This window comes from Patulibacter brassicae (assembly GCF_033949425.1).
Lineage (GTDB): Bacteria > Actinomycetota > Thermoleophilia > Solirubrobacterales > Solirubrobacteraceae > Patulibacter > Patulibacter brassicae.
In genome coordinates this window covers 127,531-152,933 of sequence record NZ_JAXAVX010000002.1, presented here as the reverse complement: position 1 = coordinate 152,933, position 25,403 = coordinate 127,531, and the positions used below count along the sequence as shown (strand labels likewise).

32 protein-coding genes are annotated in these 25,403 nt (G+C 74.4%); 18 read left to right on the top strand and 14 right to left on the bottom strand.

What is annotated here, in order from left to right; translation table 11 throughout:
* The first annotated feature begins 83 nt into the window (after window positions 1-83).
* The 3 genes from SK069_RS05725 to SK069_RS05715 are packed head-to-tail and all read left to right on the top strand — an operon-like array spanning window position 84 to window position 1,880.
* Window positions 84-338 (top strand): hypothetical protein, encoded by a 255-nt coding sequence (locus SK069_RS05725; RefSeq protein WP_319953236.1) that lies wholly within the window; start codon window positions 84-86, stop codon window positions 336-338.
* Between the two features lie 40 nt (window positions 339-378).
* Entirely contained in the window at window positions 379-768 is a 390-nt protein-coding gene (locus tag SK069_RS05720; RefSeq protein ID WP_319953235.1) for a hypothetical protein, read from the top strand.
* Window positions 765-1,880: a peptidoglycan recognition protein family protein gene (locus SK069_RS05715; protein WP_319953234.1), complete on the top strand. Its 1,116-nt coding sequence runs from the start codon at window positions 765-767 to the stop codon at window positions 1,878-1,880. Before SK069_RS05720 ends, SK069_RS05715 begins: the two co-directional genes overlap by 4 nt.
* Before the next feature lie 15 nt (window positions 1,881-1,895).
* On the opposite strand, the gene SK069_RS05710 is transcribed toward SK069_RS05715, so the two are convergent.
* From SK069_RS05710 to SK069_RS05700, 3 genes are all read right to left on the bottom strand, one after another.
* Complete coding sequence (locus SK069_RS05710; RefSeq protein WP_319953233.1) at window positions 1,896-2,132, bottom strand: hypothetical protein; 237 nt, start codon at window positions 2,130-2,132, stop codon at window positions 1,896-1,898.
* A gap of 343 nt (window positions 2,133-2,475) precedes the next feature.
* Window positions 2,476-2,997, bottom strand: coding sequence for a hypothetical protein (locus SK069_RS05705; protein ID WP_319953232.1), 522 nt, complete (start codon window positions 2,995-2,997; stop codon window positions 2,476-2,478).
* 224 nt (window positions 2,998-3,221) lie between these two features.
* The gene (locus SK069_RS05700; RefSeq protein WP_319953231.1) at window positions 3,222-3,779 is read right to left on the bottom strand and encodes a helix-turn-helix domain-containing protein; all 558 of its coding nucleotides are present in this window, start codon (window positions 3,777-3,779) and stop codon (window positions 3,222-3,224) included.
* A gap of 93 nt (window positions 3,780-3,872) precedes the next feature.
* On the opposite strand from SK069_RS05700, the gene SK069_RS05695 reads away from it, so the two are divergent.
* The 7 genes from SK069_RS05695 (at window position 3,873) to SK069_RS05665 (ending at window position 7,489) form a co-directional block, all read left to right on the top strand.
* Complete coding sequence (locus SK069_RS05695; protein WP_319953230.1) at window positions 3,873-4,088, top strand: hypothetical protein; 216 nt, start codon at window positions 3,873-3,875, stop codon at window positions 4,086-4,088.
* A gap of 6 nt (window positions 4,089-4,094) precedes the next feature.
* Window positions 4,095-4,394: a hypothetical protein gene (locus SK069_RS05690; protein ID WP_319953229.1), complete on the top strand. Its 300-nt coding sequence runs from the start codon at window positions 4,095-4,097 to the stop codon at window positions 4,392-4,394.
* A 364-nt stretch (window positions 4,395-4,758) separates the two neighbouring features.
* Window positions 4,759-4,989: a hypothetical protein gene (locus SK069_RS05685; protein ID WP_319953228.1), complete on the top strand. Its 231-nt coding sequence runs from the start codon at window positions 4,759-4,761 to the stop codon at window positions 4,987-4,989.
* A 1-nt stretch (window position 4,990) separates the two neighbouring features.
* On the top strand, window positions 4,991-5,344 hold the full coding sequence (locus tag SK069_RS05680) for a hypothetical protein (protein WP_319953227.1): 354 nt from the start codon (window positions 4,991-4,993) through the stop codon (window positions 5,342-5,344).
* Window positions 5,341-6,423 carry a tyrosine-type recombinase/integrase gene (locus tag SK069_RS05675; protein ID WP_319953226.1) on the top strand — a complete coding sequence of 361 codons (1,083 nt, stop codon included), beginning with the start codon at window positions 5,341-5,343 and terminating at the stop codon, window positions 6,421-6,423. The genes SK069_RS05680 and SK069_RS05675 overlap by 4 nt, the downstream gene beginning before the upstream one ends.
* Entirely contained in the window at window positions 6,420-6,560 is a 141-nt protein-coding gene (locus SK069_RS05670; protein WP_319953225.1) for a hypothetical protein, read from the top strand. Before SK069_RS05675 ends, SK069_RS05670 begins: the two co-directional genes overlap by 4 nt.
* Entirely contained in the window at window positions 6,557-7,489 is a 933-nt protein-coding gene (locus tag SK069_RS05665; RefSeq protein ID WP_319953224.1) for a hypothetical protein, read from the top strand. Before SK069_RS05670 ends, SK069_RS05665 begins: the two co-directional genes overlap by 4 nt.
* Window positions 7,490-7,989: 500 nt before the next feature.
* Here SK069_RS05665 and SK069_RS05660 read toward each other — a convergent pair whose 3' ends face one another.
* From SK069_RS05660 to SK069_RS05620, 9 genes are all read right to left on the bottom strand, one after another.
* Window positions 7,990-8,595, bottom strand: a complete 606-nt coding sequence (locus tag SK069_RS05660) for an MBL fold metallo-hydrolase (RefSeq protein WP_319953223.1) — start codon at window positions 8,593-8,595, stop codon at window positions 7,990-7,992.
* 52 nt (window positions 8,596-8,647) lie between these two features.
* Window positions 8,648-9,658, bottom strand: a complete 1,011-nt coding sequence (locus SK069_RS05655) for a response regulator (RefSeq protein WP_319953222.1) — start codon at window positions 9,656-9,658, stop codon at window positions 8,648-8,650.
* 1 nt (window position 9,659) lies between these two features.
* Window positions 9,660-11,381, bottom strand: a complete 1,722-nt coding sequence (locus SK069_RS05650) for an ATP-binding protein (RefSeq protein WP_319953221.1) — start codon at window positions 11,379-11,381, stop codon at window positions 9,660-9,662.
* Window positions 11,382-11,674: 293 nt separating this feature from the next.
* Window positions 11,675-11,992 carry an antibiotic biosynthesis monooxygenase family protein gene (locus SK069_RS05645; RefSeq protein WP_319953220.1) on the bottom strand — a complete coding sequence of 106 codons (318 nt, stop codon included), beginning with the start codon at window positions 11,990-11,992 and terminating at the stop codon, window positions 11,675-11,677.
* Between the two features lie 151 nt (window positions 11,993-12,143).
* Window positions 12,144-12,887: a hypothetical protein gene (locus SK069_RS05640; RefSeq protein WP_319953219.1), complete on the bottom strand. Its 744-nt coding sequence runs from the start codon at window positions 12,885-12,887 to the stop codon at window positions 12,144-12,146.
* Window positions 12,888-13,018: 131 nt separating this feature from the next.
* A complete protein-coding gene (locus tag SK069_RS05635; protein ID WP_319953218.1) occupies window positions 13,019-13,753 on the bottom strand; it encodes a hypothetical protein in 735 nt (244 codons plus the stop codon).
* Window positions 13,746-15,059, bottom strand: coding sequence for an ABC transporter permease (locus tag SK069_RS05630; RefSeq protein ID WP_319953217.1), 1,314 nt, complete (start codon window positions 15,057-15,059; stop codon window positions 13,746-13,748). Before SK069_RS05630 ends, SK069_RS05635 begins: the two co-directional genes overlap by 8 nt.
* On the bottom strand, window positions 15,056-15,862 hold the full coding sequence (locus SK069_RS05625) for an ABC transporter ATP-binding protein (RefSeq protein WP_406628263.1): 807 nt from the start codon (window positions 15,860-15,862) through the stop codon (window positions 15,056-15,058). The genes SK069_RS05630 and SK069_RS05625 overlap by 4 nt, the downstream gene beginning before the upstream one ends.
* Before the next feature lie 56 nt (window positions 15,863-15,918).
* Window positions 15,919-16,845, bottom strand: coding sequence for an efflux RND transporter periplasmic adaptor subunit (locus SK069_RS05620; RefSeq protein WP_319953215.1), 927 nt, complete (start codon window positions 16,843-16,845; stop codon window positions 15,919-15,921).
* Between SK069_RS05620 and SK069_RS05615 the strand changes: the two genes are divergently transcribed.
* Both SK069_RS05615 and SK069_RS05610 read left to right on the top strand, forming a co-directional pair.
* Window positions 16,844-17,350, top strand: coding sequence for a hypothetical protein (locus SK069_RS05615; protein ID WP_319953214.1), 507 nt, complete (start codon window positions 16,844-16,846; stop codon window positions 17,348-17,350). The two genes, SK069_RS05620 and SK069_RS05615, sit on opposite strands and share 2 nt — an antisense overlap.
* A gap of 9 nt (window positions 17,351-17,359) precedes the next feature.
* The gene (locus SK069_RS05610; RefSeq protein WP_319953213.1) at window positions 17,360-17,560 is read left to right on the top strand and encodes a hypothetical protein; all 201 of its coding nucleotides are present in this window, start codon (window positions 17,360-17,362) and stop codon (window positions 17,558-17,560) included.
* 504 nt (window positions 17,561-18,064) lie between these two features.
* On the opposite strand, the gene SK069_RS05605 is transcribed toward SK069_RS05610, so the two are convergent.
* The gene (locus tag SK069_RS05605; RefSeq protein WP_319953212.1) at window positions 18,065-18,835 is read right to left on the bottom strand and encodes a TetR family transcriptional regulator; all 771 of its coding nucleotides are present in this window, start codon (window positions 18,833-18,835) and stop codon (window positions 18,065-18,067) included.
* A gap of 88 nt (window positions 18,836-18,923) precedes the next feature.
* On the opposite strand from SK069_RS05605, the gene SK069_RS05600 reads away from it, so the two are divergent.
* The 6 genes from SK069_RS05600 (at window position 18,924) to SK069_RS05575 (ending at window position 24,880) form a co-directional block, all read left to right on the top strand.
* A complete protein-coding gene (locus SK069_RS05600; protein WP_319953211.1) occupies window positions 18,924-20,081 on the top strand; it encodes a ferredoxin reductase in 1,158 nt (385 codons plus the stop codon).
* 70 nt (window positions 20,082-20,151) lie between these two features.
* Complete coding sequence (locus tag SK069_RS05595) at window positions 20,152-21,504, top strand: fatty acid desaturase family protein (protein ID WP_319953210.1); 1,353 nt, start codon at window positions 20,152-20,154, stop codon at window positions 21,502-21,504.
* A 289-nt stretch (window positions 21,505-21,793) separates the two neighbouring features.
* Entirely contained in the window at window positions 21,794-23,347 is a 1,554-nt protein-coding gene (locus tag SK069_RS05590) for a sugar transferase (RefSeq protein ID WP_319953209.1), read from the top strand.
* Between the two features lie 74 nt (window positions 23,348-23,421).
* Window positions 23,422-23,676: a hypothetical protein gene (locus SK069_RS05585; RefSeq protein WP_319953208.1), complete on the top strand. Its 255-nt coding sequence runs from the start codon at window positions 23,422-23,424 to the stop codon at window positions 23,674-23,676.
* Window positions 23,677-23,684: 8 nt separating this feature from the next.
* The gene (locus tag SK069_RS05580) at window positions 23,685-24,110 is read left to right on the top strand and encodes an NUDIX hydrolase (RefSeq protein WP_319953207.1); all 426 of its coding nucleotides are present in this window, start codon (window positions 23,685-23,687) and stop codon (window positions 24,108-24,110) included.
* Window positions 24,107-24,880 (top strand): tyrosine-protein phosphatase, encoded by a 774-nt coding sequence (locus SK069_RS05575; RefSeq protein WP_319953206.1) that lies wholly within the window; start codon window positions 24,107-24,109, stop codon window positions 24,878-24,880. The genes SK069_RS05580 and SK069_RS05575 overlap by 4 nt, the downstream gene beginning before the upstream one ends.
* Before the next feature lie 46 nt (window positions 24,881-24,926).
* On the opposite strand, the gene SK069_RS05570 is transcribed toward SK069_RS05575, so the two are convergent.
* Complete coding sequence (locus SK069_RS05570) at window positions 24,927-25,331, bottom strand: cupin domain-containing protein (RefSeq protein ID WP_319953205.1); 405 nt, start codon at window positions 25,329-25,331, stop codon at window positions 24,927-24,929.
* Window positions 25,332-25,403 lie beyond the last annotated feature (72 nt).

The window sequence follows — 25,403 nt, the reverse complement described above, 5'->3', positions numbered from 1 at the left end:
GCCCGCGCGCGGCCGCGCGCCGCCCGCCCGGACGATCGCCGCCGATGAGCTCTCGTCCCGCCGTCCACGACCGCCGTCCGTGAGTGCGCGCTCGGCTGCCGTCCAGCTCGACGATCGACCGGGTCGAGTCCCTGCTCCTGCGGTGGATCGCTCCGGGCGTCGGGATCTTCCTCATGACCATCCTCGGGCTGGCGCTCGACAGCCGCAACCCGTTCGCGTGGGCGGCCGCGACGACGCTCGTGACGCTCCGCGTCGCGGTGAAGCTGCGCGACGGCGACGACTCCCCCCCGTCGATCGACCCGCCACCTACGCGCGGGTCTTCTGGATCGGCGCCCTGACCTCGGCGTTCTCCTACGCCCTGACGATCGCGACCGGCCTGTGACCCCCTCCCCCACCGTTCGACGCGCCCGCGGCCAGCTCGTCCTCATCGGCGCGGTCGTCGTCGCGATCGTGCTCGGGATCGCCTCGGTCTTCTACACCCGCGAGACCGATCAGAGCGGCCGCGAGCGCGAGGACGAGACCACCATCGCCCGCGGCTACCAGCGGTGCCTGCAGAACGCGCCCGTCGCGACCGCGGTGAACCTCCTCGTCGACCAGGACCCGAGCGTCGGCAAGCAGCTCCGCGCGCTCGTCCCGGCCACGTCGCTGACCGACGAGGGCCGCCTCCCGGTCCCGAGCTGCCGTGCGACCTACCCCCGCGGCCCCGAGCTCGCGAAGAAGTACCCCGACGTCGCCCCGACCACCACCACGCCCAGGAGCCGCCCGTGAGCCTCTCCCACCGCCGCGCGCTGCTCGGCGCGATCGTCTCGCTCGTCGCCGTCCTCGCCGCGATCGCCCTCGGCGTCGCCACCGACGACGGTGCGCCGCCGCCCGCCACGACCTCGAGCGTCGTCACGCTCCCGCTCGCGCCGTCCGCGATCGCCGACCCCGGCCAGCCCGACGCGGTCACCGTGCCGAGCCAGGCGCTCGAGCAGGCCGCCCGCGCAACCGAGGACCACCGCGGCTCGCGCAGCGAGAACCCGCCGGGCGTCTCCGCGGGCGAGCTCGACGCCGGCCGCGAGCAGCAGGAGGACCTCGTCCAGCGCGACGACCTCCCGAACGTCACGCCGCTCGCCGCGCCGTCGCAGCGCGGCTGCCGCTCGACGTTCGTCCGCAACGCGAGCTCGCGCCGCGGCGTGAAGCCCCGCCTCTTCGTCGTCCACTACACCGTCTCGGCGAACCGGCCGGGCTGGGACGACGTCAACGCGATCGTCGGCCTGTTCAACACGCCGAGCTTCGCCGCGAGCTCGAGCTACGTGATCGACGACGAGGCGCACTGCGCCTACATCGTCCGCGAGAGCGACAAGCCGTGGACGCAGGCCGGGTTCAACCCGGTGAGCATCAGCGTCGAGATGATCGCCACGGGTCGCGAGGGGCGCCTCACGTCGGCGGCCGGCATGCGCCGCCTGGGGCAGGTCATCAGCGACTCCACCCGCCGGTGGGGCATCCCGCTGCAGCGCGGTGCCGTCTCCGGCTGCACCGTCACCCGCGCCGGGATCGTCGACCACCGCCAGCTCGGGAGCTGCGGCGGCGGCCACGTCGACATCAGCCCCTACTCGCTCGCGCCCGTCATCGCGGCGGCGAAGGCCGCGCGCGCCGGCGGCACCCAGCCGTCGGCGCGGTCCGTGCTCACGAAGGCCGAGCGCACGAACGTCGACGAGCTGCAGAAGCGACGCCTCATCGCCCGCCGGAACGGCGGATGGACGAAGATCGCCGCGTTCCACAACCAGCGCGCCGAGGCCGCGAAGGCGTGGCTTCGCGCTCGGCTGAAGACCATCGCGTCGGGCACCACGAACCACCGCCCCGCCCGGCGCGCCTACATCGCCGCCGTCATCGGCTGACGTACGGGCGCCCGGCTACCCCGCCGGGCGCCCGTACGCGCTGATCCTGCCGCGGGCCAGCCCCGCGGCGTCGGCGATCTGCTGATGCGTCGGCGCGACGTCCATCGCGAGCGCGGCGCGGATCCGCGCGTCGCGGCGCTCGCGCACCGCGGCGGCCTGCGCCTCGAGCTCGGCGAGCTCGACGGCATCGGCGTGGATCTCCTCGAGGACCGGGCCGACGATCTTCGGGTCTGGGGTGGGGCGGCGCGCCATGCGTCAAGTATTACAACTTCATGGTTGCATTGCAACGCGCGGTGTGCAATACTGACGTTGTCAGCGAGAGCAAGAGCCAAGGCGCTCCACGACGACGGAACCCCAGGCCGGTACCAGCCTTGTTCCGCTAGTCGAGAAAGGAGGTAAGGCCCACATGGAGCTCGCACTGACCCTCGCTCTCCTCGTCATCCTGGTCGACAGGCTGTCGAGGTAGCGAAACAAGAAGCGCCCCGGGGATGGCCCCCCGGGGCGCTTCGCCGCTTGCGCGGCGGAGACGAGACCTACGGCCTCGCACTGACCGCCACCAGTGTAGCCCCTCGGCCCGCCAGCGCGGCGGCCCGGGCTAGTCGACGGGATCCGTGCAGCGCTTCGACTCGGCCGCCAACTCGAGACGGGCGGCCTCCTTCAGCTCGTCGTTCAGGGTTCCGCGGTCGATCATCTCGAAGCTCACATCTTCCCAACGACCCAACGCGGCCGACACGACCCCCTCGCACCCAGCCTTCGGTGCCCCTTCGAGGAACGGCCGGAGCCGCAGGCCGTATCCGTCAGTGGCAGGGAACTTGTACGAGGTGAGCGTGTCGATGAACGCCCGGCCGACCCGACGGCCGGCGGCCGCGAGCGCCCTCGCGTCACCCGGTCGCTCGTCCGCGATGGTGAGCAGGAGCACTCGGGCGTCAGCGAGAGCACGACGAGCCTCCGGACCGTCGGAGATGCCGCCCTCCCCCGTCTCGATGCGGTCCGTCTCGCGGGCCCGGACCTCCTCCCAGTGGGCGGCGCCCTTCGAAGCTGGCCCACCGGGGGATGTACCACAGCCGCTGAGCGAAGCACCGGCAGCGAGGGCGACGAGCACGGCGTAGGAGCGCATGAGGGGCGAGCCTACCCGCGCCGACCCCCTCCACGCCGGCGAGCCGATACCCCCGGTCGCGACGCATTGCAACCCAGCGTTCACCTAGGCGCGACAGCCCAGCGATCGGCGAGCGTGAGACGCGGGTGCAGGCTGTCGGAGCGTCAACCAGGTGACGGGCGGCGGCGAGGACGCCGCGATGTGGCTTGCGCTGGCCGCGTTCGCGCGGGGCTGGCGCCCGGAGGTCACCGAGGAGTCGTCGCGCCGCGCCCTCGACTCGATCGAGGCTGCGGCCGCTCGGGCGCTGGATCGGCCGGCCCCAGCGCCTCCGCCAGCCGCTCGGCACCGGCGTCTCGGCCCGGCGGACTACCGCCCACGCCGCCGCGTCCGGCGGCGCCCGCTGCGCTGACGGCGATTTCGCGCAGGAGGTCGAGCGCCTCGTCGAGCTTGCGCTCGAGTTCATCGATGCGGGCGCGCGCTTCGGCCGGCGCGAACGCCTCGAGCAGCTCACGGACGTGCTGGTCATCCGCACGCGATTGCCGCCGCCCGCGTCGCGGATCACCGGTTCCGCGGCGAAGCCACTCGGGGTCGACATCGAGAGCGTCGGCCAGGCGCTTCAACGTGCCCGGGCGCGGACGGCTCTTGTGCGCTTCGTAGAGCGCGAGCTGACTCGGGCTGACACGCGCCGCCGCGGCGAGGTCGCGCTGGCTGAGCCCTTCCGCATCGCGGGCGAGTGCGATGCGGTCGCCCAGCGCAAGCGCCCGTGTCGCTCCCTCGTCTGGGGCATCGGACTCGGACGCCATCGGTCGAACGTACGGCGCTGCATCGGCCAGGCATCGGCCTCCGATTGTATTACCCCGATTGCGCACCGTTATCGCATCGGTTACGCTCTGTATGTGCCGAACGCAAGAGCGACGCCGCAGGCGCCGAAGCGCAGCCGCCCGATCGTGGTCCGCCTGACCGAGGACGAGCACGACCGGATCGCCGCCGCGGCGCTGCGGGAGCACAGAACCGTCTCGGGGCAGGTGCGCCACTACGTCGCGCGCGGCCTCGGGAACCACGAAGCCCCCGCGCCGTTGGAGCCGGCCGGGGGCACGACCCACCAGGAGTAGACCCTGATGAGCACCACCACGATCTCAGAACCGCCGGACCCCGTCCCCAGGAGGGACGCCGCCGGCGTCTACCCCTCCCCCGCGAAGCTGATCGTCCCGCGTGCCGTGCCGGTGTACGCCGGCGCGATCGCCGCGGCGGTCGTGTTCGCGGACGCGGCCGAGCTCGACGCCTTCAAGCGCGGGCGGGCCGCGGCCGCCGCGGCCGCGCACGGGGTCGGTCGCCTGCACCGCGAGGCGCTCGCGGCCGCCGGATGGCGCCTCGCGCTCGAGCCGGACGGCGGGACCTACACCGTGGACGCGGTCTGATGCCGTCGGTGTCGCCTGGGGCGTCGCACCTGCTCGTGGTCGTCGCCGTCGTCACCGCGCTCCTGGCCCGCGTGGCCATCCGAGAGCTCGCGCGCGCCGCGGGCCGCACCCGTCTCGCGCGGGGCGCCCGCCGGTGGTGGCTGAACTTGCGGTTCGCCGCGAGGCTCGGTGCTCCCGACGACTCCCTCCCGAGAAGGGGGGCGGTCGTAGACGGCTGCCGGCTGGGCTGGGTCGACGACCCGCCCGGCCGGTGGTCGGTGCTCGAGCTGGATCCCCTGCCCGCTGACCGGTCGGGCAGCGCTGAGCGGGCCGCGGTGGCGGGAGGCCACCGCGGCGCCGCGCCAGCGCTGGCCAGGAGAGCGGCATGACCTGCGTGGCCTGGATCGTCGCGGTCCTCGCCGTGCTGGCCGGGCCCGTCTACGTCTTCGGCTGGCCGGGCCTGGCGCTCGGCGTGCCGTGCGCGGCGTCGCTGGCGGTCGTCGGCCTGTCGCGCGAGACGGTGCGCCGCGACGCGCGGTACCGCGCGCGCCGGTCGCTCGACGTCGAGCGCGAGCTGCAGAAGCTGCTCGTCCGTCACGGACGCGAGGGCCGCTGACGTGGGCGAGGTCATCCCGATCGGCGAGGCGGCGGCGCGCCGCGCGTCCCGGACCGGCGCCCCGGCGTCGACCGGGCCGCTCACGGCCGCCGACGTCGCCGCGGCCGCCGCGGCCGGGAAGCGGCTCTACAGCGCCCGCGAGATCCGCCGCCTCCTCGGCGGCCGCTCCGCGGACTCGCTGCGCCGCGACCGCAAGGCCGGGATGCCCTCCTACCCCATCGGCGTCGGACCGAACGCCGAGCACCGCTACCTGCTGGACCGCTGCCTCGAGTTCTACGCCCGGCGCGGCACCCCGATCGCCCCGCCCCCGGCTGACCACGACGCGGGGGACCACCCCGACACCCACGTCGCATGATCGAGCGCTACACCCTGAAGAACGGCGCCACGCGCTGGCGCGCCCGCGAGTGGGACCCGCTCCGCCGCCGCTACGTCAACGTCTCGTCCGGCCACACGTCCGAGCGTGCCGCGAAGAAGTCGCACCGCGAATGGGTCGCCGCCGGCGGCATGAAGACCCTGCTGCGGGCGCGCTCCCGGATCACGCTCGCCGAGATCCACGAGCGGTGGCTCGAGCTCGCCGAGCTCAGCGACTCCACCCGCGCCGTCTACCGCAACGACACGAAGCGCTTCGTCGAGAAGTACGGCCGGCTCCGGCCCGGCGCCGTCGAGCGCGTCGTCGCGCTCGAGTGGAAGAAGCAGCGGCCCCGCGACGTCGCCGCGCTGTCGGCGATGTGGAGCTGGGCGACCGCGGCCGAGCTGATCCCCGGCGACCACAACCCGTGGGCCGGCCTCGTCCAGAAGCAGGCCGGCCGGGACCTCGAGCCCGGCTGGCTCCTGATGCCCGACGTCGTCCGGCTCCTGGCGCTCCCGCCCGTCGTGCTCGCCGGCACCTACGGCACCGTCTGGACCGCCGTGATCGGCGTCGCCGCGTTCGTCGGCCTGCGCCCCGGTGAGATCGCCGGCCTCCGCTGGGACGATCTGCGCCCCGACGAGGGCCTGATCCACGTCCAGCGCCAGTACAACGGCAAGACCCGCACGTTCACGCTGCCGAAGCACGGCCACAAGCGCTTCGTCGCCTACCCCGCGCAGGCGCGCGCGCTCGTCGACGCGATGCCGCGCATGCACGACGAGCGCGTCTTCAACGGCGTCCGCGGCGGCGTCCTCTCCCCGGGCGTCCGCGATCGCGCGTGGCACCCGATCCGGGCGGCGTTCGGCCGCCCCGACATGGACCTCTACGAGCTTCGTCACTTCTGCGCGACCTGGCTTCGCGAGGAGGGCGCCTCGGCGTCCGACGTCGCCGAGCAGCTCGGCCACCAGGACGGCGGGAAGCTCGTGCTCAAGACGTACGGCCACCCCCGCGCGAACCCGGCGCTGAACCGGATCCGCGCGCTGATGGAGGCCGTGCCCACCAACGACGCCCAGGAGGCGACGGCGTGAGCATCACCAAGGCGGGCCTCGGAGGCCCGAGCAAGCGGATCACGGTCACCCCGACCGAGCAGCCGAACACCCAGCCGGCCGAGCCCGCGCGCGACCCCGCGCCGACGAAGCGCGAGAAGGAGCCGGTGCCCGCGTGAGCCCGATCGACTACCGCGTCGGGGACCGCGTCGAGGGCGAGGTCCTCGGCTTCCGGCAGTGGCGCGTCTCGCCGATGCTTGAGCTGCGGTCGGCGTCCGGCAGCGACGTCTGGACGCCGGGCACGAACACAGCCCGCTGCCGCGAGCTCGCGCGCCATGCCCAGTACCGCGCCGATCTGGACGAGCAGGGTCGCGACCCGAGTGCAGCACGTGCGCTTCTCGCCCTCCTCGTGGAGGAAGGTCCGGCCGAGCACCCGTGCCCCGCGCCGGCCGGCGTCGATTGCGACTGCGGGCTGTACGCGCTCCACGAGCCGGAGTGGTGGTACGGCGAGGGCGGCAGGTGGGGCGGGTTCGTGTCGCTCTCCTCCGACGACCCGGATTACGTCTCCGGGCTCGTCGTCGGCTGGGGTGCCGTCGAGGTCCACCACGAGGGCTGGCGCGCCGAGTACGCGCGGGTCGCAGCGATCGCTGTCCCGTCGACCGTCGCAGCCCGCCGCACCGCCGTCCTGGCGCGCGCGGTCGCCGCCGACTACGGCGTGCCGACCGTGCCGCAGGACGACCTGCAACGGATCGCCGGCGAGTTCGGCAGGCCCGTCCCGGAAGAGCACCGCCCGGAGCGACCGCAGCGCCGTCTCGAGTACGGCATCCTCAACTCGCCCGGTGTCGGGGGCTTCGCCCTCTCGTCGCGCACGGGGTCGCTCTCGCCGATCATGCAGATGCGGCAGGCGATCGACGCCCAGGCCACGGCGGCGATCAAAGCCCGGGCCGCGGTGGCCCTGCTCGGCCGCTCGATCGACGTGGAGAAGCCGGAGGAGCCGACGAAGGCCGCGGGCCCGGAGGTGCCGGCGCCGGTCGCGAAGGCGCGCCGCGCGCGCCCGCGCTACGACCCGCGCCACTTCGTGTCGAAGCGGAAGGGCGGCCACCGGTGACGGACCAGCACGACGCCTCCGAGCTTCGCCGGTGGGCCGACCGAACCGACCTCGTCCGCGACGAGGCGCTCGCCGAGATCGGGTCGATCGCTGCTGAGTGCGCCGCCGCGACCGCCGCCGGCGACGGCACCATCGAGCGTCTGGCGCGCGGCGACGACGCCGTCGAGCGGCTCGCTCGCGCGGCCGGCATGAGCGTCGCCGACGCGACCGAAGCGCTCCACGGGCCCGCCGCTGCGCCCATCCTGCGCCCAACAGCCCCCGGAAACGCCGATCCCAGGGGGGTCCGTGACCAAGTACGTCCATCGCTCGAGCGCCCCGCGACCGCGGGGCGTTCGTCGTTCCGAGGGGTCGATCGACGCGGCCGGCGCGGTCCGCGACGCCACGCTCGGGCGACGAGGATCACCGGGCATGGCCCTCGCAGCTGTCCCGCGCGGGCCGGGGTGAGCACCCGGCGGCCTCGCGCCGGATCGGGCCCGGGCCACGATGCGGCTCGGGGCCGCTCAGCCCCGGGCCATCGCCTCGCGCAGCGCGTCCGCCCCGCGGTCCACGACGGGCGTGCCGTGCGAGGGCAGGAGGTGGCGGAACGGCGCCTCGAGCAGCCGCGCGAGCCCCGCGCGCAGGCCCCGGCGGACCTCGTCGGGGTCGTCGCCGAGCAGGCCCTCGGGCGGGACGTCTAGGCCCTGCTCCTGCTCGATCAGCGCGTCCGCGAGCAGCACCGTGCCGCCGGCGAGGTCGGCCCGCAGCGCGTACTCGTCCGGGCACAGCGCGCCGATCCGCACCGCCCGGACGCCGGGGGCGACCTCGTCGCCGTCGCCGTAGGGCGTGAACTCCAGCTCGCGGCCGATCCGCTCGCGCGCCTCGACCGGGGCGAGGATCCCGATCCCGAGCGCGTCGGCGATCCGCGGCGCGTCCCGGCGGTGCAGCCCGGTCGTCAGGACGATCGCGCGGGGCGGCTCGTCGGCGTCGCGGAAGGCGTCCAGGCCCTCCTCCGGCAGCAGCGGGTCGACGAGGACGCCGGCCGGCACGATCCAGGCCGAGCCGACCTCCTGCCCGATGGTGTCGCGGTGCGCGGTCCAGTGGCGGACGCCGGGAACGATCTCCTGCATGCCGCCCGTCTACCCACGGGGCCGTGGAGGCTCCCGCGGCGAGACGTCCGGCTCAGCGCGCACGGCGATCGACCGCGACCTGCGAGCCCGCCGTGCGCTTGGCGACGTGCTTCAGCTCGGCCGCGACGTCGGCGACGGCCTTCACCGCCCGCGGGTGGTCCGCCGACCAGCGCGCGACGCCGATCGACACCGAGAGGAGGCCGTCGACGACCTCGTTGCCCTGCCGGTCGCGCGTGACGATCGTGCCCCGAGCGGCGTCCTCGGGGTCGTGGAAGCCCGGCACCATCGCGTCGAACCGCGCCACGGCGTCGTGCGCGAGCGGCACGACGACGTCGACCGGCGCCACGACCGCGAAGTCGTCGCCGCCGATGTGGCCGATGACCGTGTCCGTCGCGTCGACGGCGTCGGCGGCCTGGTCGAGCACGGCCGCGAGGCCGCGGATCACCTCGTCGCCGCGGACGTACCCGTAGCGGTCGTTGAAGGGCTTGAAGTGGTCGATGTCGGCGTGGAGGAAGCCGAACGCGACGCCCGCCTCGAGCCGCTGCTCCACCGCGCGCGTGAGCAGGACGTTGCCCGGGAGGCCGGTCAGCGGGCTCACGCCGCCGAGCAGGATCCGGCGGCGCGTGGCGGTGAGGATCCGGGCCTGCAGCTCGTCGACCTCGAACGGCTTGCCGACGTAGTCGTCGGCGCCGGCGGTGAGCAGCGCGAGCACCGTCTCCGGCTGGCGGTCGCCGGTGACCGCGATCACCGGCGTCAGGGCGGTGCGGTGGTCGGCCTGCAGCCGGGCGAGGACCTCGAACCCGTCGATCGGGGTCATGTGGAGGTCCAGGAGGACGACGTCGGGCCGCTGCGCGGCGACGACCGACGACGCCTCGCGGCCGTCGTGCAGGACGTCGCACGCGAAGCCGCGCGCGCCGAGCACCCGCGTGATCATCCGCGCGGCGAGCGGGTCGTCGTCGACGACGAGCACGCGCACGCGCTCCGGCGTGACCGCACCGGTCGCGCGCAGCGAGGGGACCGTCCCCCGCGCGATGCCCGACGACGTGACGGCCGTTCCCGGCATCTCAGGGCCGTCGCTCCGGGGACGCGGCGAGCACGCCGCGGATCCGCGTGAGCAGCCCGGTGGCGTCGAACGGCTTCTCGATCAGCGGGTGGTGCTGGCCGTCCGGCGGCCGCGCGACGAGCTCGTCGCTGTAGCCGCTCATGAGCAGCACCCGCGTCCCGGGGCGGAGCTCGACGACGCGCTCGGCGAGCTCCGTCCCGAGCATGCCGGGCATGATCACGTCGGTGAGCACGAGGTCGAGCGCCTGGTCCGGGTCGCGGACGACCTCGAGCGCCCGCGCGCCGTTCTCGGTCGCCACGACCTGGTAGCCGGCCCGCTCGAGGATCCGGCGGGCGATCTGGCGCCCGCTCGGCTCGTCCTCGACGAGCAGGATCGTCTCGCCGCGCGACCCGGGTCGCGCGTCGTCGGACGGCGGCTGGCTCGTCGCCGCCGCGCCGAGCGCCGGGAGCTCGACGTGCACGGCGGTGCCCGCGCCGAGCTCCGACTCCAGCCGGACCCGCCCCTCGTGGTGCGTGGCGATGCCGTACACGGTCGCGAGCCCGAGCCCCGTCCCCGCGCCCTCGGGCTTCGTCGTGAAGAACGGCTCCATCGCCCTTTCGAGGACCTGGGGCGTCATCCCGGCGCCCGTGTCGGCGACGGACAGCACGACGAGCTCCGCCCCGTGATCGTCGACGGTGCGGTGGGTGGAGATCGTCAGCGTGCCGCCGCCGGGCATCGCGTCGCGCGCGTTGACGGCGAGGTTGAAGAGCACCTGCTCCATCTGCCCGCGGTCGGCGCGCACCGTCGGCACGTCGTCGCCGAGCTCGATCCGCATCGTGATGTGCTCGCCGAGCGCGCGACGCAGCAGCGTCTCCACGCCGTGCACGACGTCGCGCAGGTCGAGGACCTCGGGCGCGGTGACCTCGCGCCGACCGAAGATGAGGAGCTGGCGGGTGAGCGCGGCACCGCGCTGCGCCGCCTCGCGGATCTGCTCGACGTCGTTGGCGAGCTCGGGCCGGTCCTCGAGCTCGTCGCGGACGAAGCCGGCGTAGTTGATGATCACGCCGAGGAGGTTGTTGAAGTCGTGGGCGACGCCGCCGGCGAGCTGCCCGAGGCTCTCGAGCCGCTGGGCCTGCGCCTCGCGCGCCTGGCGGCGCATCTGCTCGCGCTCGCGCTCCGCCGCCAGCCGCTCGGAGATGTCGCGCACCGCGGCCCACGCCAGCATCCCGGCGTCGGTGCGGGTGCTCGACAGCGAGATCTCGGCCGGGAACTCCGTCCCGTCCCGCCGCCGCCCGGAGAGCTGCAGCCCGGCGCCCATGGGGCGCGTCTTCGGATCGTGGAAGTACCCGTGGCGGTGCCCGCTGTGCGTGCCGCGGAAGCGCTCGGGGATGAGCGTCTCGATGGGCACGCCGACCAGTCCGCCCGCCTCGTAGCCGAAGAGCTGCTCGGCCTGGACGTTCGCCAGCAGGATCGTGCCGTTCGGCGTGACCCCCACGACGGCGTCCGGCAGCGCCTCGAGGAACTGCTCGAAGTCGGCGACGCCGACCTGGACGCGCTCGCGGATCTCGTCGGTCGCCTCCTCAGCGTGCCCGACCCGTCCCGGGCCGGGCGGGGCGCCGCCCTCGAAGGGCGCGCCGGTCGCGGTTCCGGCGGCGACGTCCCCGGGGTCCCCGTCCCCCGCCCCACGTCCCTCGGGGAACACCCCGTCGCCGACATCGGCGGAGGACCAGGACGCGGAACCCATGTCGCACTCATCGGTCGCCCTCCCGCGCGGCTTGACCTCCGGACCGGGGTGAATCGCGCCGTGGTCCGCGGCCTCCCCCGGTCGACGGACCCGCGCCATCCGCCGACCGGGGGAGGCGCCGCCGATTCGCGGTGCGCCGGACCGCCCGGCGTCCAACGAACGTCGAACGACGCTGCGCTACGACGTTCGTCCAGGTCGACGCGCGCGCCCGGTGGTCGGCCGGACGCGACGAACGGCGATGCCGGCGCGACGAGCGGCAGCGTCGCGGTTGCCTGGGTCGCCCGCGGGGACGCTCAGGGCGCGACGCGCTGCACGACCTCGAACCCCAGGACGGCGGAGCCGTGCGCGACGGGCTTCTCCCCGCGGTCGGCGGCCGCCTGCGCGTGGCCCCGGGTGAACGACGCGCTGGAGACCCAGGCCTGGAAGGCCTCCTCGCTCTCCCAGCGCGTGTAGACGAAGTACCGCGTCTCACCCGCGACGGGACGCAGCAGCTCGTAGCCCTCGAACCCCGGCTGCTGCTCGACCTCGCCGACGCGGTTGGCGAACCGCTCCTCCAGCTCGGCGGCGCGGTCGGGGGCGACCTCGATCGCGTTGATCTTCACGACGGACACGGTTCCTCCAGGGTTCGGGTGCCCTCATCCTGCCACGCCGGCGGCACCGCGGCACCCGCGGGCCGGCCGGCGCGAACGCACCGCTGGACCGGAGCGCCCAGCGGCGGTCGCGGCGGCGGACCGGAGGGCGCGCCACCGCGACCGGTCGCCATCAGCTGCTGGAGCCGCCCGCGCGCTCGCGCGCGTCGTCGTCCGCGCCCTGCTCGCGCGAGGGCCGCAGCTCGGACTGGCACGCCGCGCTCGCCTTGCGGAAGGTCGCGTCGTCGCGGTCGACGTCGTCGGGGTCGAAGATCGGCCCGTTCCCCGAGAAGTCCGGGTCCGGCAGGTCGTAGCCGTTCTTCCGCACGCAGGTGACGTACGCCCGGACGCGCTTGCGGTCCTCGGCGCTGTCCATGTTCGGCCGCCGGCCGCCCATGCCCCCGCGCCCGTTCATCGATGCGCCGCCGCACTCCTGCAGGGCCTTCTGGAACTTCTCGCGATCGGCGCTGCTCATCCCGCCGCCGGGCGGCGTCGGGCTGGTCCGGGTGCGACCGGCGCCGTCCCCGGGCAGCCCGCCACCGGGCGGCCCGTCGGGCGGTCCGCCGCTCGGACCGCCGGCGCCGTCCGGCGGGCCGTAGCCGCCCGGACCGCCCCCGCCGTCAGCAGGGCCCCCGGAGCCACCGCCGGCGCCGGCGGGACGCTCGGGCAGCTCGACGCCCTTCTCCTTCAGGCACGCCTGGATCTTCGCGCGATCGCGGTTGCCCTCCGCCGTCGTGCCCGAGCCGCCGGAGCTCTCGTCTCCACCACCACAGGCCGTCAGGCCCGCGGTCGCGCCCACGCACAGCACGAGCGCCAGCGCCCGCGTCGCGCGTCCTGGGACCGACGCCCAGACGTCAGTGCTTCCGTCCCGCCTCATGTCTGCTCTCCTCGTTCTGCTTCCGATGTCGCCGACAGCCGTCGGCGGCCTCCCGGCCGGCGCCCGCAGCGACCGGACCGCCGACCGCGTGGCCGGTCGAGGGTCCGCCGCCGCGGCGCGGGTACCGCCGCTCATCCACCGTCGAACAGCTCGTCCACGGCCGATCCGCCGCCGCCCGAGCCCGAGGCCCCTGCGTCCGACCCGCCCGAGCTCGTCGAGCCGCCGGCGCGCGAGGCGCCGCCTCCGGACGCGCCGCCACGACCACCCCCGAACGGCGCCACGGTGGTCAGGCCGGGCGCGGTCGCCTGGACGGCCGTCGCGGACACCGACCCGTCGCTGCGGCTCGTCCCCTGGACGATCACCGTGTCGCCGGGGTGCACGCCGCCGACGCTGGAGTGCGAGAGCCGCTGGACCTCGGCCTGGCTGCCGACCCGCACCTCGACGGTCTCGCCGTCCGAGGTCGTGACGTACAGCCGCGAGCCCTTGACGTTGGCGACCTCACCGACGGTCGTTCCGCTCGCGGCGTCGCCGCCGGTCGCGCCCGACGCCTCGCTTCCCCCGCCGGTCGCCGCGGCGCCGACCGCCGCGCCGCCTCCACCCATCCCGGGCGGGCCGCCCCGGGCCCCCATCCGGGCGCTGAGACCGCCGCCTCCGCCGTCGTCGGCCCCCTTCTGGACCTGCACGCCGACGAGGAAGCCGACGCCGAGCAGCAGGACCGCGATCAGGCCCAGCGGCAGCGGCCGCAGCCAGGCGTCCCGGCGGCTCGGCCGGGCGCGCAGGTCGTCGGCGAGCGAGGCCTCGTCCTCCCACTCGTCGGGCAGGTCGAGCTCGGTCGTCTCGGGATCGTGCAACTGGGAGTCACTCATAACGCAGGGCCTCGATCGGGCGCAGCCGCGCAGCGCGGCCCGCCGGGTAGGTGCCGAAGAACAGGCCGCACAGCGCCGAGGCGCCGAAGGCCAGGAGGACGGAGGAGCCGACGACGTCCGGCTGAACGCCCGCGATCTCGATCCGACTGACGAGCAGCCCGACGATCACGCCGAGCAACCCGCCGATCATCGAGACGAGGACCGCCTCGGTCAGGAACTGGGCGAGGATGTCGCCGCGGCGCGCGCCGACCGCCTTGCGGATGCCGATCTCCCGCGTGCGCTCGGTGACGGAGACGAGCATGATGTTCATCACGCCGATCCCCCCGACGAGCAGCGAGATCGCGGCCACCGCGCCGAGCAGGGTCGTGAAGACCCCGGTCGTCGAGCTCGACGCCTCGAGGATCGATCCCTGGTTGACGACCTGGAACCCGGAGGAGCTGCCGGAGGCCGGGCCGTCGGACGCGCTTCGTCGCCGGCCGCCTCCCCCACCGACGCCGCCCGCCGCGGGCCCGCTCGCCGACGACGCGGACGAGACGGCCGACGACGAGGTGTCGATGTCCTGGCGGCGGTTGAGGATGTCGGTGACCTCCGCCTGCGCCTGGTCGATACCCGTCTCGTCGGTCGCCTGGACCGTGATCTGGCTGATCGTGCCGTAGCCGGCGAGCGCATCCTGCACGGCGGTGTACGGCGCGATGACGATGTCGTCCTGGTTCGTCGACCCGCTGGCGCCCTTCGACGCGGTGATTCCGACGATCCGGAAGGCGATGCCGTTGATCCGCACGCTCGAGCCGACGCTGATCCCGAGGTTCTGGACCACCGTCGGACCGACCACGGCGACCCGCTCGCGGTCGTGCACCTCCTCCTCGCTGATCGAGTCGCCGTCGGCGACCTGGTAGTCGGAGGCCGTCAGGTACGCGGGATCGGTCCCGATCATCTGCGACGGCTGGTAGCTCGTCTCGCCCGACACGAGCGTCGCCGAGGAGACGCGGACGACCGGCGAGGCCGACTTCACGTGCGGAGCGAGCTCGTCGTCGCCGAGCGCCTCGACGTCAGCCTCCGTGAGGGTCAACGAGGAGGACGCGGACGATCCCGGGCCGCCACGCGCGCCGGGCGCGGACACCATCAGCACGTTCGTGCCGAGGGAGCGGATGCTCGCCTGGACCTCCTGCTTGGAGCCGTTGCCGACGGCCACGAGGACGATCACCGACCCGACGCCGATCATCATCCCGAGGATCGTCAGCGCGGACCGGAGCGGGTTCGCGGTGATGCCGGCCGCGGCGGTCCGCGTGATCTCGCGCAGGTTCATGCGACCGCTCCGGGACCGTCGGGGCCCGCCTCGGCGAGGTGCCCGGCGGCAACCTTCTCCACCTCCTCGTTGCGGCGGTCGACGCGGATCTCTCCGTCGGCCAGCTCGATCACCCGCTTGGCGCGGCCCGCGACCTCGTCCTCGTGCGTGATCAGGACGATCGTGCGTCCGGCCTCTCGCAGGTGGTCGAAGATCTGCAGCACCTCCTCAGTGGTGCGCGAGTCGAGGTTGCCGGTCGGCTCGTCGGCGAGCACGAGCGCGGGATCGGTGACGATCGCGCGCGCCACGGCGACGCGCTGCTGCTGACCGCCCGAGAGCTCCGCCGGCGTGTGATCCAACCGGGCCCCCATTCCGACGGCCCGCAACGCGCCGGCGGCACGCCGATGCCGCTCGGTGCGCGAGAGACCGGCATAGGCCAGCGGGAGCGCGACGTTGTCGAGCGCGCTCGTGCGCGGGATCAGGTTGAACGCCTGGAACACGAAGCCGATCCGGCGGTTGCGCAGCAGCGCCAGCGCGTCGTCGTCGAGCGTCGCCACGTCGACCCCGTCGAGCTGGTAGCGGCCCTGGCTCGGCGCGTCGAGGCAGCCGAGGATGTGCATCAGCGTGCTCTTCCCCGATCCTGAGGAGCCGATGATCGCCACGTGCTCGCCGCGCTCGACGCGCAGCGAGACATCCCGCAGGGCGTGGACCTGCAGGTCGGGCGTCGGCGAGTACGTGCGCCAGACCCGACGGATGTCGATCACCGGCCTGCGGCGACGGGAACCACTCGCCGACGGCGGGGCTCCAGTGCGGCCCGAGGGCACGGCGCTGGCCCCGGTCGCCCCGGCGTCGCCCTCGCCGGCGGTCGTCCCTGCGCGGCTCACGGGCGCCCCCCTCCGGACGGCGGACCGCCCATGCCGCCGCCGAAGCCACCGCCGCCGCCGCCGAACCCACCGCCGCCGCCGAAGCCACCGCCACCGCCCATCCCGCCGCTCCGGCCGCCGGTGCTCGAGCTCGAGCTCGAGAGGCTGGGCAGCAGCACCTGGCTCCCCTCCTCGAGGCCGCTGGTGACCTGGGTCCGACTGTCACCGACGACGCCCGTCGAGACCTGGACCTGCTCGTCCTTGCCGCCCGTGCGGACGGTGACGCGCGCGCGCTGCCCGGAGCCCGTGACCGCCTCCGACGGGACGCTGACGCCGCTGGAGGACTGCTCGATGACGACCTCGGCCGAGGCCGTCATCCCGGACCGGATCCCGTCGGCGGTCTGGTTGAGCTTCATCCGGACCGGGTAGGAGACGACGCCGTCGCTGCTGGAGGGCAACGTCCCGACCTCGGTCACGACCGCGGCGATCTGGGCGTCGTCGAGCGCGGTGACGGTGACCGTCGCCGCCTGCCCCTTCTTGAGCTTGCCGATGTCCGACTCGCCGAAGGAGACCTCGAGCTCGAGGTGACTGAGGTTCGTGATCGTCGCGAAGCCGGCCGAGCTGCTCGACGTCGAGGAGCCCGAGCTCGCCCCGCCTCCGGCCGCAGCCCCCCCGCCCGCGGTGCTCGCCGACGACCCGCTCGAATCGCCGGAGCTGCTCGACGACGAGGACGAGGAGCCCGTCACGCTGTCGCCGACCGACCCGTCGAGCGACGCGATCGTGCCGTCGAACGGTGCGCGGAGGATCGTGTCGTTGAGATCCTGACGGGCGTCCTGGAGGTCGAGCTTGGCCTGACGCACGGCGACCTTCGCCGAGGCCACCGACGTCGCGGACGTCGTCCCCGCGCTGGAGCCGGAGGCGCCGCCGCCGGACCCGCCGGGCATGCCGCTCGATCCGCCGGAGCCGCCCGAGATGCCGCCGCTCCCCCTTCCGCCGGATCCGCTTCGCCCCGATCCTGCACCGGCCGAGGAGCTTTCGGCCTGCCCGGACGAGCTGCTGCTCGAGGAGCCCTTGGCGCCCGAGCTCGACGGCCCCTTGGACGACGAGCCACTGGTGCCGGAGGCGGGCTCCTCGTCGGTGGTCGTGGTCGGCGTCGTGGTCGTCGGGGTGGTGGCCGTGGTGCCCGTCGAGGGCGTGGTGGTGGTCGTCGTCGACGGAGTCGCGGTGGTCGCCGTCGAGCTCTGTCGGGTCGAGGCCACCAGCGGCGAGGCCACTGTCGGGGCGGGCGATGCGGCGCTCGTCGACGCGGCGGAGGGCGCATCCGACGCCGTGCTCACCGTGCCCGCGACCTCGGCTTCCGCCGCGGAGGCGCCGGACGACGACCGGCGGCCGAGGCGGCGGTCGGACCGCAGCGAGACCGTCTGCAGCGTGGTCGTCGATCCTCCGTAGGAGACGGTCGTGGCGGCGGTCGAGCTCGCGCTCGCCGTCGTCGTGGTGGCGGTGCTCACGCTCGCCGTGGTGGAGGAGCCGCTCTCCTCGGCCTGGTCGAGCGCCTCCTCGGCCTCCTCGAGGGCCGCCTTCGCCTTGGCGACCGCGATCCGCTGGCTCGTGTCGCCGATCCGGGCGATCGCCTGGCCCTCGACGACCTTCTGCCCCTGACGCACGTAGACCCGCTTGACGGTGCCTGAGGTCCCGAAACTCAGCGTCGTCTGCTGGGCCGGCTCGAGGTTGCCGCTGGCGGAGACCGTGGACTGGACCACCCCCTTGCGGGCGACGGCGATCCGCTGGCCGGCCGTCGTCCCGCCGTCGTCGGCGCCGACGCTGATCGCACCGACGACGAGGACCCCGCCGGTGGCGAGCGCGAGGGCGAGGATCGACGGCGTGACCGACAGCGAACGAGGACGCGGCATGAGCTCCAGGGGTCTGCGACAGGACGGACGGTGGCCGTCCGGGCCGGTCCCGTCCCCCGACGTCGACCCGGCCCGGACGACCGTCCGGCTACGACCCGCGGACGGGGTCGCCGGCGATCCTCGTGCGCGTTCCGGAGAAGTCCCTCAGGTGCTCCTGAGAGAGCCCTGAGAGCCCCCGCCGACCGCCGCGATCGGCTCCGCCGGACCGTCGACCCGCCCCCACGGACGCAGGACCGAAGCGACCGGCAGCCGGTCAGGAGGCGGAGCGCCACTGCAGGGCGCCGAGGACGATGAGCCGCAGCTGGTCCTCGGCCACGCCGCGGATCTCGTCCTCGAGGTCGGGCCGACCCGGCGGGACGTCGAGCAGCTGCTCGACGGCCGAGACGGCGGCGGCGACGATGAGGTCGGCGATCATCTGGAGGTCGGCCGTCGCGCGCTCGCGCAGGACGGGGTAGCGCGCGAGGTCGGTGGCCAGCTGGCTCGAGAAGAGCCGGATCTCCTGGCGGATCGCCGAGCGCAGCGGCGCGGTGCCGCCCGAGCGCTCCCGCGCGATGAAGCGGAAGTGCGCGCGCTGGCCGTGCACGTGCTCGACGAGCGTCGCGACCGCCGCCCGGATCTCGTCGCCGGGCTCGGTGGCGGCGGCCCGGCGGACGCGCAGCATCTCGCGCAGCGCGCGGAACGACTCGTCGACGAGGACGAGGCCGAGGTCCTCCATCGACTCGAAGTGGCGATAGAAGGCCGTCGGGGTGATGCCCGCGGAGCGGGCCACCTCGCGCAGGCTGATCGCGCCGAACGCCTGGTCCTCGAGGCGCTCGAGCGTCGCGTCCAGCAGCGCCTGCCGCGTCCGGGCCTTGCGCTCCTGGCGCGTCAGGGAGGCGCCCGCGACGGGGACGCCCGGCTCCGGGACGAGCGGCGCCCGGTCGTCGGCCGGGCGTGCGGACGCGCGTCGCGCGCGGTCGCCGTCGCCGCCGGAGGACCGGCGGGGCCGATCGCTCGATCGTGGTGTGCGCGATGTCACCGACATGGAGGGTACGGCGCACTTGACGGCCGTGGTCCGACATCCTAGCTTGTGCACAGTTGTTCACCGAACACTTGTGCACCGAAACGTCGCCATGACCTCGACCGCCGCACCCGACCGCCCCGCCACCCAGCCTCGCGCCCCGCGACGCCGCGCCCTGGCCGAGCGCCTCCTCGACACGCCGCTGGCCGACGCGCTGGCCGGCCCGCACACCGTCGACCACTACCTCGAGATCCTCCGCCCGGACTGGGCCGTCAAGCGCGTCCGGGGCGAGATCCTCGACGTTCGCCACCAGAACGAGGACAGCGTCACGCTGACCCTGCGCCCGACCGTGACCTGGCCGGGCTTCCAGGCCGGCCAGCACGTGGAGCTCTCCGTCGACGTCGACGGCGTGCGACACCGCCGCTGCTACTCGCCGTCGGGCTCCGCCGACCATCGGACGCGCACCGTCGAGCTGACGATCCGCGTCCATCCGCAGGGCGTCGTCTCGCGTCACCTGAAGGCGCACGCGCGTCGCGGGATGTTCGTCGGCCTGTCGCTCCCCCGGGGCGAGGAGTTCGTCCTGCCGACCCCCCGCCCGCGCCGCGTGGTCCTCATCAGCGGCGGAAGTGGGATCACACCCGTGCTCTCGATGCTCCGGACGCTGACCGACGAGGGGCACCGGGGCGAGATCGTCTTCCTGCACTACGTCCGCGGGCCGCGCGAGCTCCTGCACGCCGACGACCTGGCCGCGATCGAGGCCGCGCACGACAACGTGACCGTCCTGCGCGTCGCGACCCGCGAGGCGGGCGAGCTGCCCACGGGCTGGCTCTCCGGGCGCTTCGGCCCCGAGCACCTGCGCCGGGCGCTGCCCGAGGACGCTGACGCGGCAGCCTTCGTCTGCGGCCCCGGCGCCCTCGTGGAGTCCGTGCGCGAGGCCTTTCGCGAGGGCGGCCTGACGACGCCGCTGCGCTACGAGCACTTCGCGCCGCCCGAGCTGCCGGAGATGGACCCCGACCAGCTCGGCACCGTGACCTTCGCCGCGAGCGACCAGCAGGTCGAGGGCGACGGCCGGCCCCTGCTCGAGCAGGCCGAGGCGGCCGGCCTGCGCCCGGAGCACGGGTGCCGGATGGGCATCTGCATGTCCTGCAAGTGCCGCCTGCAGCACGGCCAGGTCCGCGACACGCTGACCGGCGAGATCCACGGCACGCCCGGCGCGGAGATCCGGATCTGCGTCGCCGCCGCCGTCGGCGACGTGACCGTCGAGCTCTGACCGCGACCGCCCCGTTCCGGCCCCGTCGCCACCACCTTTCCCGCACGCACGACTCCCCCGGAGGACCGCCATGAGCACCACCGCCGCCCCGAACGACCACGAGCCGCGCTTCGTCCCGGCGCTGGACCCGGACACGCCGCTCTCGCCGAGCGCCCCGGACGGCGAGGCCGACACGACCGCCGGCTCCCACCTGCCCCCGCGCGAGGAGCGTCGCCGCATCGATCCGAGCCGGCGCGTCGCGAACCCGCCGCTGCGGGCCGTCCCCCACCTCAGCCAGGAGGACCTCGACGCCTTCGGCCGCGAGATGGAGGCGATCCGCGACAAGCACGTCCGCGACCTCGGCCAGCAGGACGCCGACTACATCCGCGGGATCATCCGCGCGCAGCGCCGGCTGGAGATCGGCGGCCGCGCCGCCCTCGAGCTCTCCTTCCTCCCGCCGCTCTGGCTCGCCGGGGTCGCCGCGCTGTCCGCGTCGAAGATCCTCGACAACATGGAGATCGGCCACAACGTCATGCACGGCCAGTACGACTGGATGCAGGACGAGGAGCTCAACGGCCGGACCTTCGAGTGGGACACCGCCTGCCCGGCGGACCAGTGGCGCCACAGCCACAACTACATGCACCACACCCACACGAACATCGTGGGCAAGGACCGCGACGTCGGCTACGGCATCCTCCGCATGAGCGAGGACCAGGAGTGGGAGCCGTACTTCCTCGGCAACCCGGTCTACGCGACGCTGCTCGCGCTGCTCTTCGAGTACGGCGTGGCCCTCCACGACCTGGAGACCGAGGACCTCCGCGACGGCTCCTGGGACCTCAAGGCGCGGATCCCGATGCTCCAGGCGATCTGGGGCAAGGTCCGCAGGCAGGCGGCCAAGGACTACCTGCTGTTCCCGGCGCTCGCGGGGCCGTTCTTCCCGCTCGTGCTCGCGGGCAACGCGAGCGCGAACCTCGTGCGCAACCTCTGGACGTTCTCGATCATCTTCTGCGGCCACTTCCCCGACGGCGTCGAGGAGTTCACCGTCGAGGAGACCGCGAACGAGACCCGCGGCGGGTGGTACGTGCGCCAGCTGCTGGGCTCGTCGAACCTCGACGGGGGCCGACTGTTCCACGTCATGTCGGGGAACCTGAGCTTCCAGATCGAGCACCACCTGTTCCCCGACATCCCCGCCTGGCGCTACGCGCAGATGTCCGAGGACGTGCGCGAGGCCTGCGAGCGCTACGGCCTGCAGTACAACAGCGGGCCGCTGCCGACCCAGCTCTGGAGCGTCGCGCGGAAGATCGCCCGGCTCGCGGTCCCCACCGAGGAGGAGGCCGACGCGTACCTCGCCTCGGACCGCGCGAGCGCGATCGGCCGCTTCGTCGTCAGCGCGCTGCGAGCGGCGGGTCGCGGCGCCGGGCAGCTCGCCGCCGCCGTCCGCTGAGCCTCGATCGACGCCGAGCGCCGCCCGACCGGTCGGGCCGACCCCTCCGCCGATCGGTGGAGGGGTCGGCCCGTACGGCGGCGCACGCGACGTCCGGCCACGGCGTCCGCGGACCGCGGTGGTATCCCGCTGGTGAATGAGGGGTTTCACTCATGAACTTTTCGCGCTGCGGGGGTGGTCAAGCCCGAGAGGAGCGGCTACCCTTCCCCTCCACCCATTCGGCGTAGGACATTCGTTGAACTCGGCTTGCTCTCGGACCGTCGATGGGGTTCCGGGGCCGGCCACCGCCATGCGCTCCACCAGCTCCAGCTCTCCTTCGACGCTGGCCGCGGAGGCCGTCGCCGGTCCGCACGGCTTCGCGCGTCAATCAGTGCAGCCAGTGCCCCATGCGCTCGACGTCCGGGAGCGCGAGGCCGCGCCCGCGCCCGCGCCTGCGCACGCGCAGGACCTCGCGGCGCAGGCCGCGATCCGACACCGCCGCAACCGGCGAGGGCGCACGCGCCAGGTCGTCCTCGTCGTCGGCGACGCGCTCGCCGTCGGCCTGCCCGTGGCGGTCTTCGTCGCCGCGCAGTGGCCCTCGGCGCTGCGGCTCCCGCTGATCCCGTTGCTCGTCGCTGCGATCTTCAGCGCGACGATGCACCTCTACGGGCTGTACCCGCGGCACCCGCGGTACATCACGACGTCGACGCTCAACGAGATCCCGAAGACCTTCCACGCGACGCTCCTGGCGGCGATCCTCTCCGGCTTCCTCCTGCGCGCGCTCGGCGCGCCGCACCTCGGCTCGCTGCTCGGGCTGATGATGGCGTCCGGGATCGTGCTGCTGCCGACGATCCGCGTCGCCATCCGCCACGGCCTCACCGGCCTGCTCGGGGCCGAGCGCGTGCTGCTCATCGGCACGGGCTCGGTGACGCCGGCCGCCGTGCGCTCGCTCCTGCTCCGTCGCGACATCGAGGTCGTCGACCACCTGCCCGTCCCCGCGACCTGGCAGGGCGAGGGCGACGCCTGGCAGCTGGACCCCGACGGCGTGCTCGCCCGCACCGTGAGCGACGAGCGCGTGGACCGGATCCTCCTCTCCACGCGGGACCTGCGCGCGACGACGGTCGCCGAGTTCCTCGCGTGGTCGCGGGTCTGGCACGTGAGCCTCACCGTGCTGCCCGAGCACTTCGACGTCGTCGGCGTCGGCGCCACGATCGACCAGGTCGACGGCGCGACCGTCGTGTCGCTCCAGCCGCCGGCGCTCTCGGGGACCGCGCAGGTCATGAAGCGGGCGATGGACATCGCCGGCGCCGGCTTCGGGCTCGTGCTGCTCTCGCCGCTGATGCTCGCCGTCGCGATCGCGGTGCGGCTGGACTCGCCGGGCGGTGCGCTGTTCCGTCAGGAGCGCGTCGGGCGCGGCGGGCGCTCGTTCACGCTCGTGAAGTTCCGCTCGATGGTGACCGACGCCGACGCGCTCACCGAGCAGCTCATGGCGCACAGCCACGACCCGAACTGGCTGCAGATCGAGGACGACCCGCGCGTGACCCGCGTCGGTCGCTTCATCCGCAAGACGAGCCTCGACGAGCTGCCGCAGCTCTGGAACGTCCTCGTCGGCGACATGAGCCTCGTCGGTCCGCGCCCGCTCTCGGTGCGGGACGACGCGCGCGTCCGCGGCTGGGAGCGGGGACGCCTCGGGCTCACGCCCGGCCTCACCGGTCTCTGGCAGGTGCTCGGCCGCAAGACGGTGCCGTTCGAGGAGATGGTGAAGCTCGACCACCTCTACGTCAGCAACTGGTCGCTCTGGGGCGACATCAAGCTCCTCCTGCAGACGCTGCCCGCGGTCATCGCCGCGCGCGGCGCCCGCTGAGCGCCGCCCACCCCGGTCCGCCGGCTCGTCCGCCGGGGTCGAGGAACCCGGCGGCGGCGACTACCCTCCTGGGCATGCCCAGCCCGCTGGAGACCCGCAAGGACCTCGTCCAGGAGGCGGTCGAGTCGGGCGCGTCCCACGTCGGCCGGATCGCCACGATCGTCACCGGGGCCGTCCGGGACGTCGCGCGCGAGATCGGCTCCTTCGCGACCGACCTGTTCGAGCTGCGGGAGGCGCAGCGACGCGCCCTGCGCGACCACGAGCGCGAGGTCGATCTCGACGCGGACGCCGGGCCGGTCGCCGAGGACCCGGTCGGCCACGGCCGCTAGGGCGCGCCGTGTTCCCGAAGGAGGTCCAGGCGGCCGGCGGCGTGATCGTCGCGAACGGCCGGATCGCGGTCGTCCACCGGCCGTACCGCGAGGACTGGTCGCTGCCGAAGGGCAAGCTCGACCCGGGCGAGACGTTCGAGCACGCGGCGGTCCGCGAGATCGAGGAGGAGACCGGGCTCCACGTCGACCTCGGCGACGAGCTGGCCCCCGTGCGGTACGCGGATCACCGGGGCCGGCCGAAGGTCGTCCGCTACTGGCTCATGACCGCGACGGGCGGCGCCTTCGCCGCCAACGACGAGGTCGACGAGCTCCGCTGGCTCGCGCCGGCCGAGGCGATCGCGCTCCTGACCTACGAGAACGACCACGAGGTCGTCCGGGAGGCGGCGCGACGGCTGGAGCTGGCCGCACCCGACGAGCGGCCGTCCAGCGCGTGATCGACCTGCACTGCCACATCCTGCCCGGGATCGACGACGGGCCCGAGGAGCTCGTCGAGAGCCTCGAGATGGCCCGCCGCCACGTGGCGGCCGGGGTCGACACGGTGATCGCCACCCCGCACGTCAGCTGGGACCACCGCAACACCGCGGAGGGCATCGCCGAGGCGACGGCGCGCCTCCAGCGCGCCCTCGACGTCGAGCAGATCCCGCTGCGGGTGCTCGCCGGCGCCGAGGTCGCGCTCACCCGGGCCGTCGAGCTGCCCCACGAGGAGCTCCAGGCGCTGACGCTCGGCGGCGGCCCCTGGCTGCTGCTCGAAGCGCCGATCGCGCTGGACGCGCCCGGGACCGACGCGCTCGTGGAGGTCGTTCGCGACCACGGGGTCGAGGTCCTCCTGGCCCACCCGGAGCGCTGCGCGTCGTTCCACTCCGACCCCGAGCTGCTGGCGCGGCTCGTCGACGCCGGCTGCACCGCTCAGGTGACGGCCGGAGCGCTCGTCGGGTCCTTCGGCCGGACGGTGCAGGCGCTCGCCCGCCGGTTCGTCGAACAGGGGCACGTCCACGTCGTGGCCTCCGACGCCCACGACCCCGAGCGGCGCGCCCCCGGGCTCCTCGAGCCGCTCGTCGCGGGGGGCTACGGCGAGCTCGCCCAGTGGATGACGGCCGACGTCCCGCGGGCCCTGCTCGTCGGCGGCGAGGTCCCCGAGCGCCCGCTGCCGGCGGGCGAGCCCCGTGGCGCCCGGCGCGGCCTGCTGCGCCGCCGCAGGGGATAACGGGCCGAACCTCGACCCGGGGTCGAGGGCGGGGCGTCGATATCCCTCAGGGGGCGGAGGTGCCCTCGCGGCCGTACTGGTCCTGCAGCCGCACGACGTCGTCGAGCTCGGGCGTGGAGACCTCGAAGAAGGCCGAGTCCTCGAGCGCCTCGACCGTGTGGACCTGCCCCGGGGGGTTGCGCCAGGTCGCGCCGGCCTCGATCACGGTCTCCGTCAGCGAGTCGACGTCGGGCCCCTGCCAGAGCCGCATCCGGCCCGAGAGCAGGTAGGAGGTCTCGTCCTTCTCGTGGTGGAACTGCAGCGAGAGCCGGTGCGTCGCGTTGACCTTGATGATCTTGCCCGCGTACCGCTCGGTGTGGGCGAACCAGATCTCCTCGCCCCAGGGCTTGGCGACGCGCCTGGGCAGCCCGGGCGCGGCGCCGAGATCGGGCGAGGACGCGGAGGTCGTCATGCAGCGCATTCTGGCCCGCGGACGCGGCCCCGCCAACGGCGAGGACCGGCTTGCACCCGGGTGGTCCGCGGG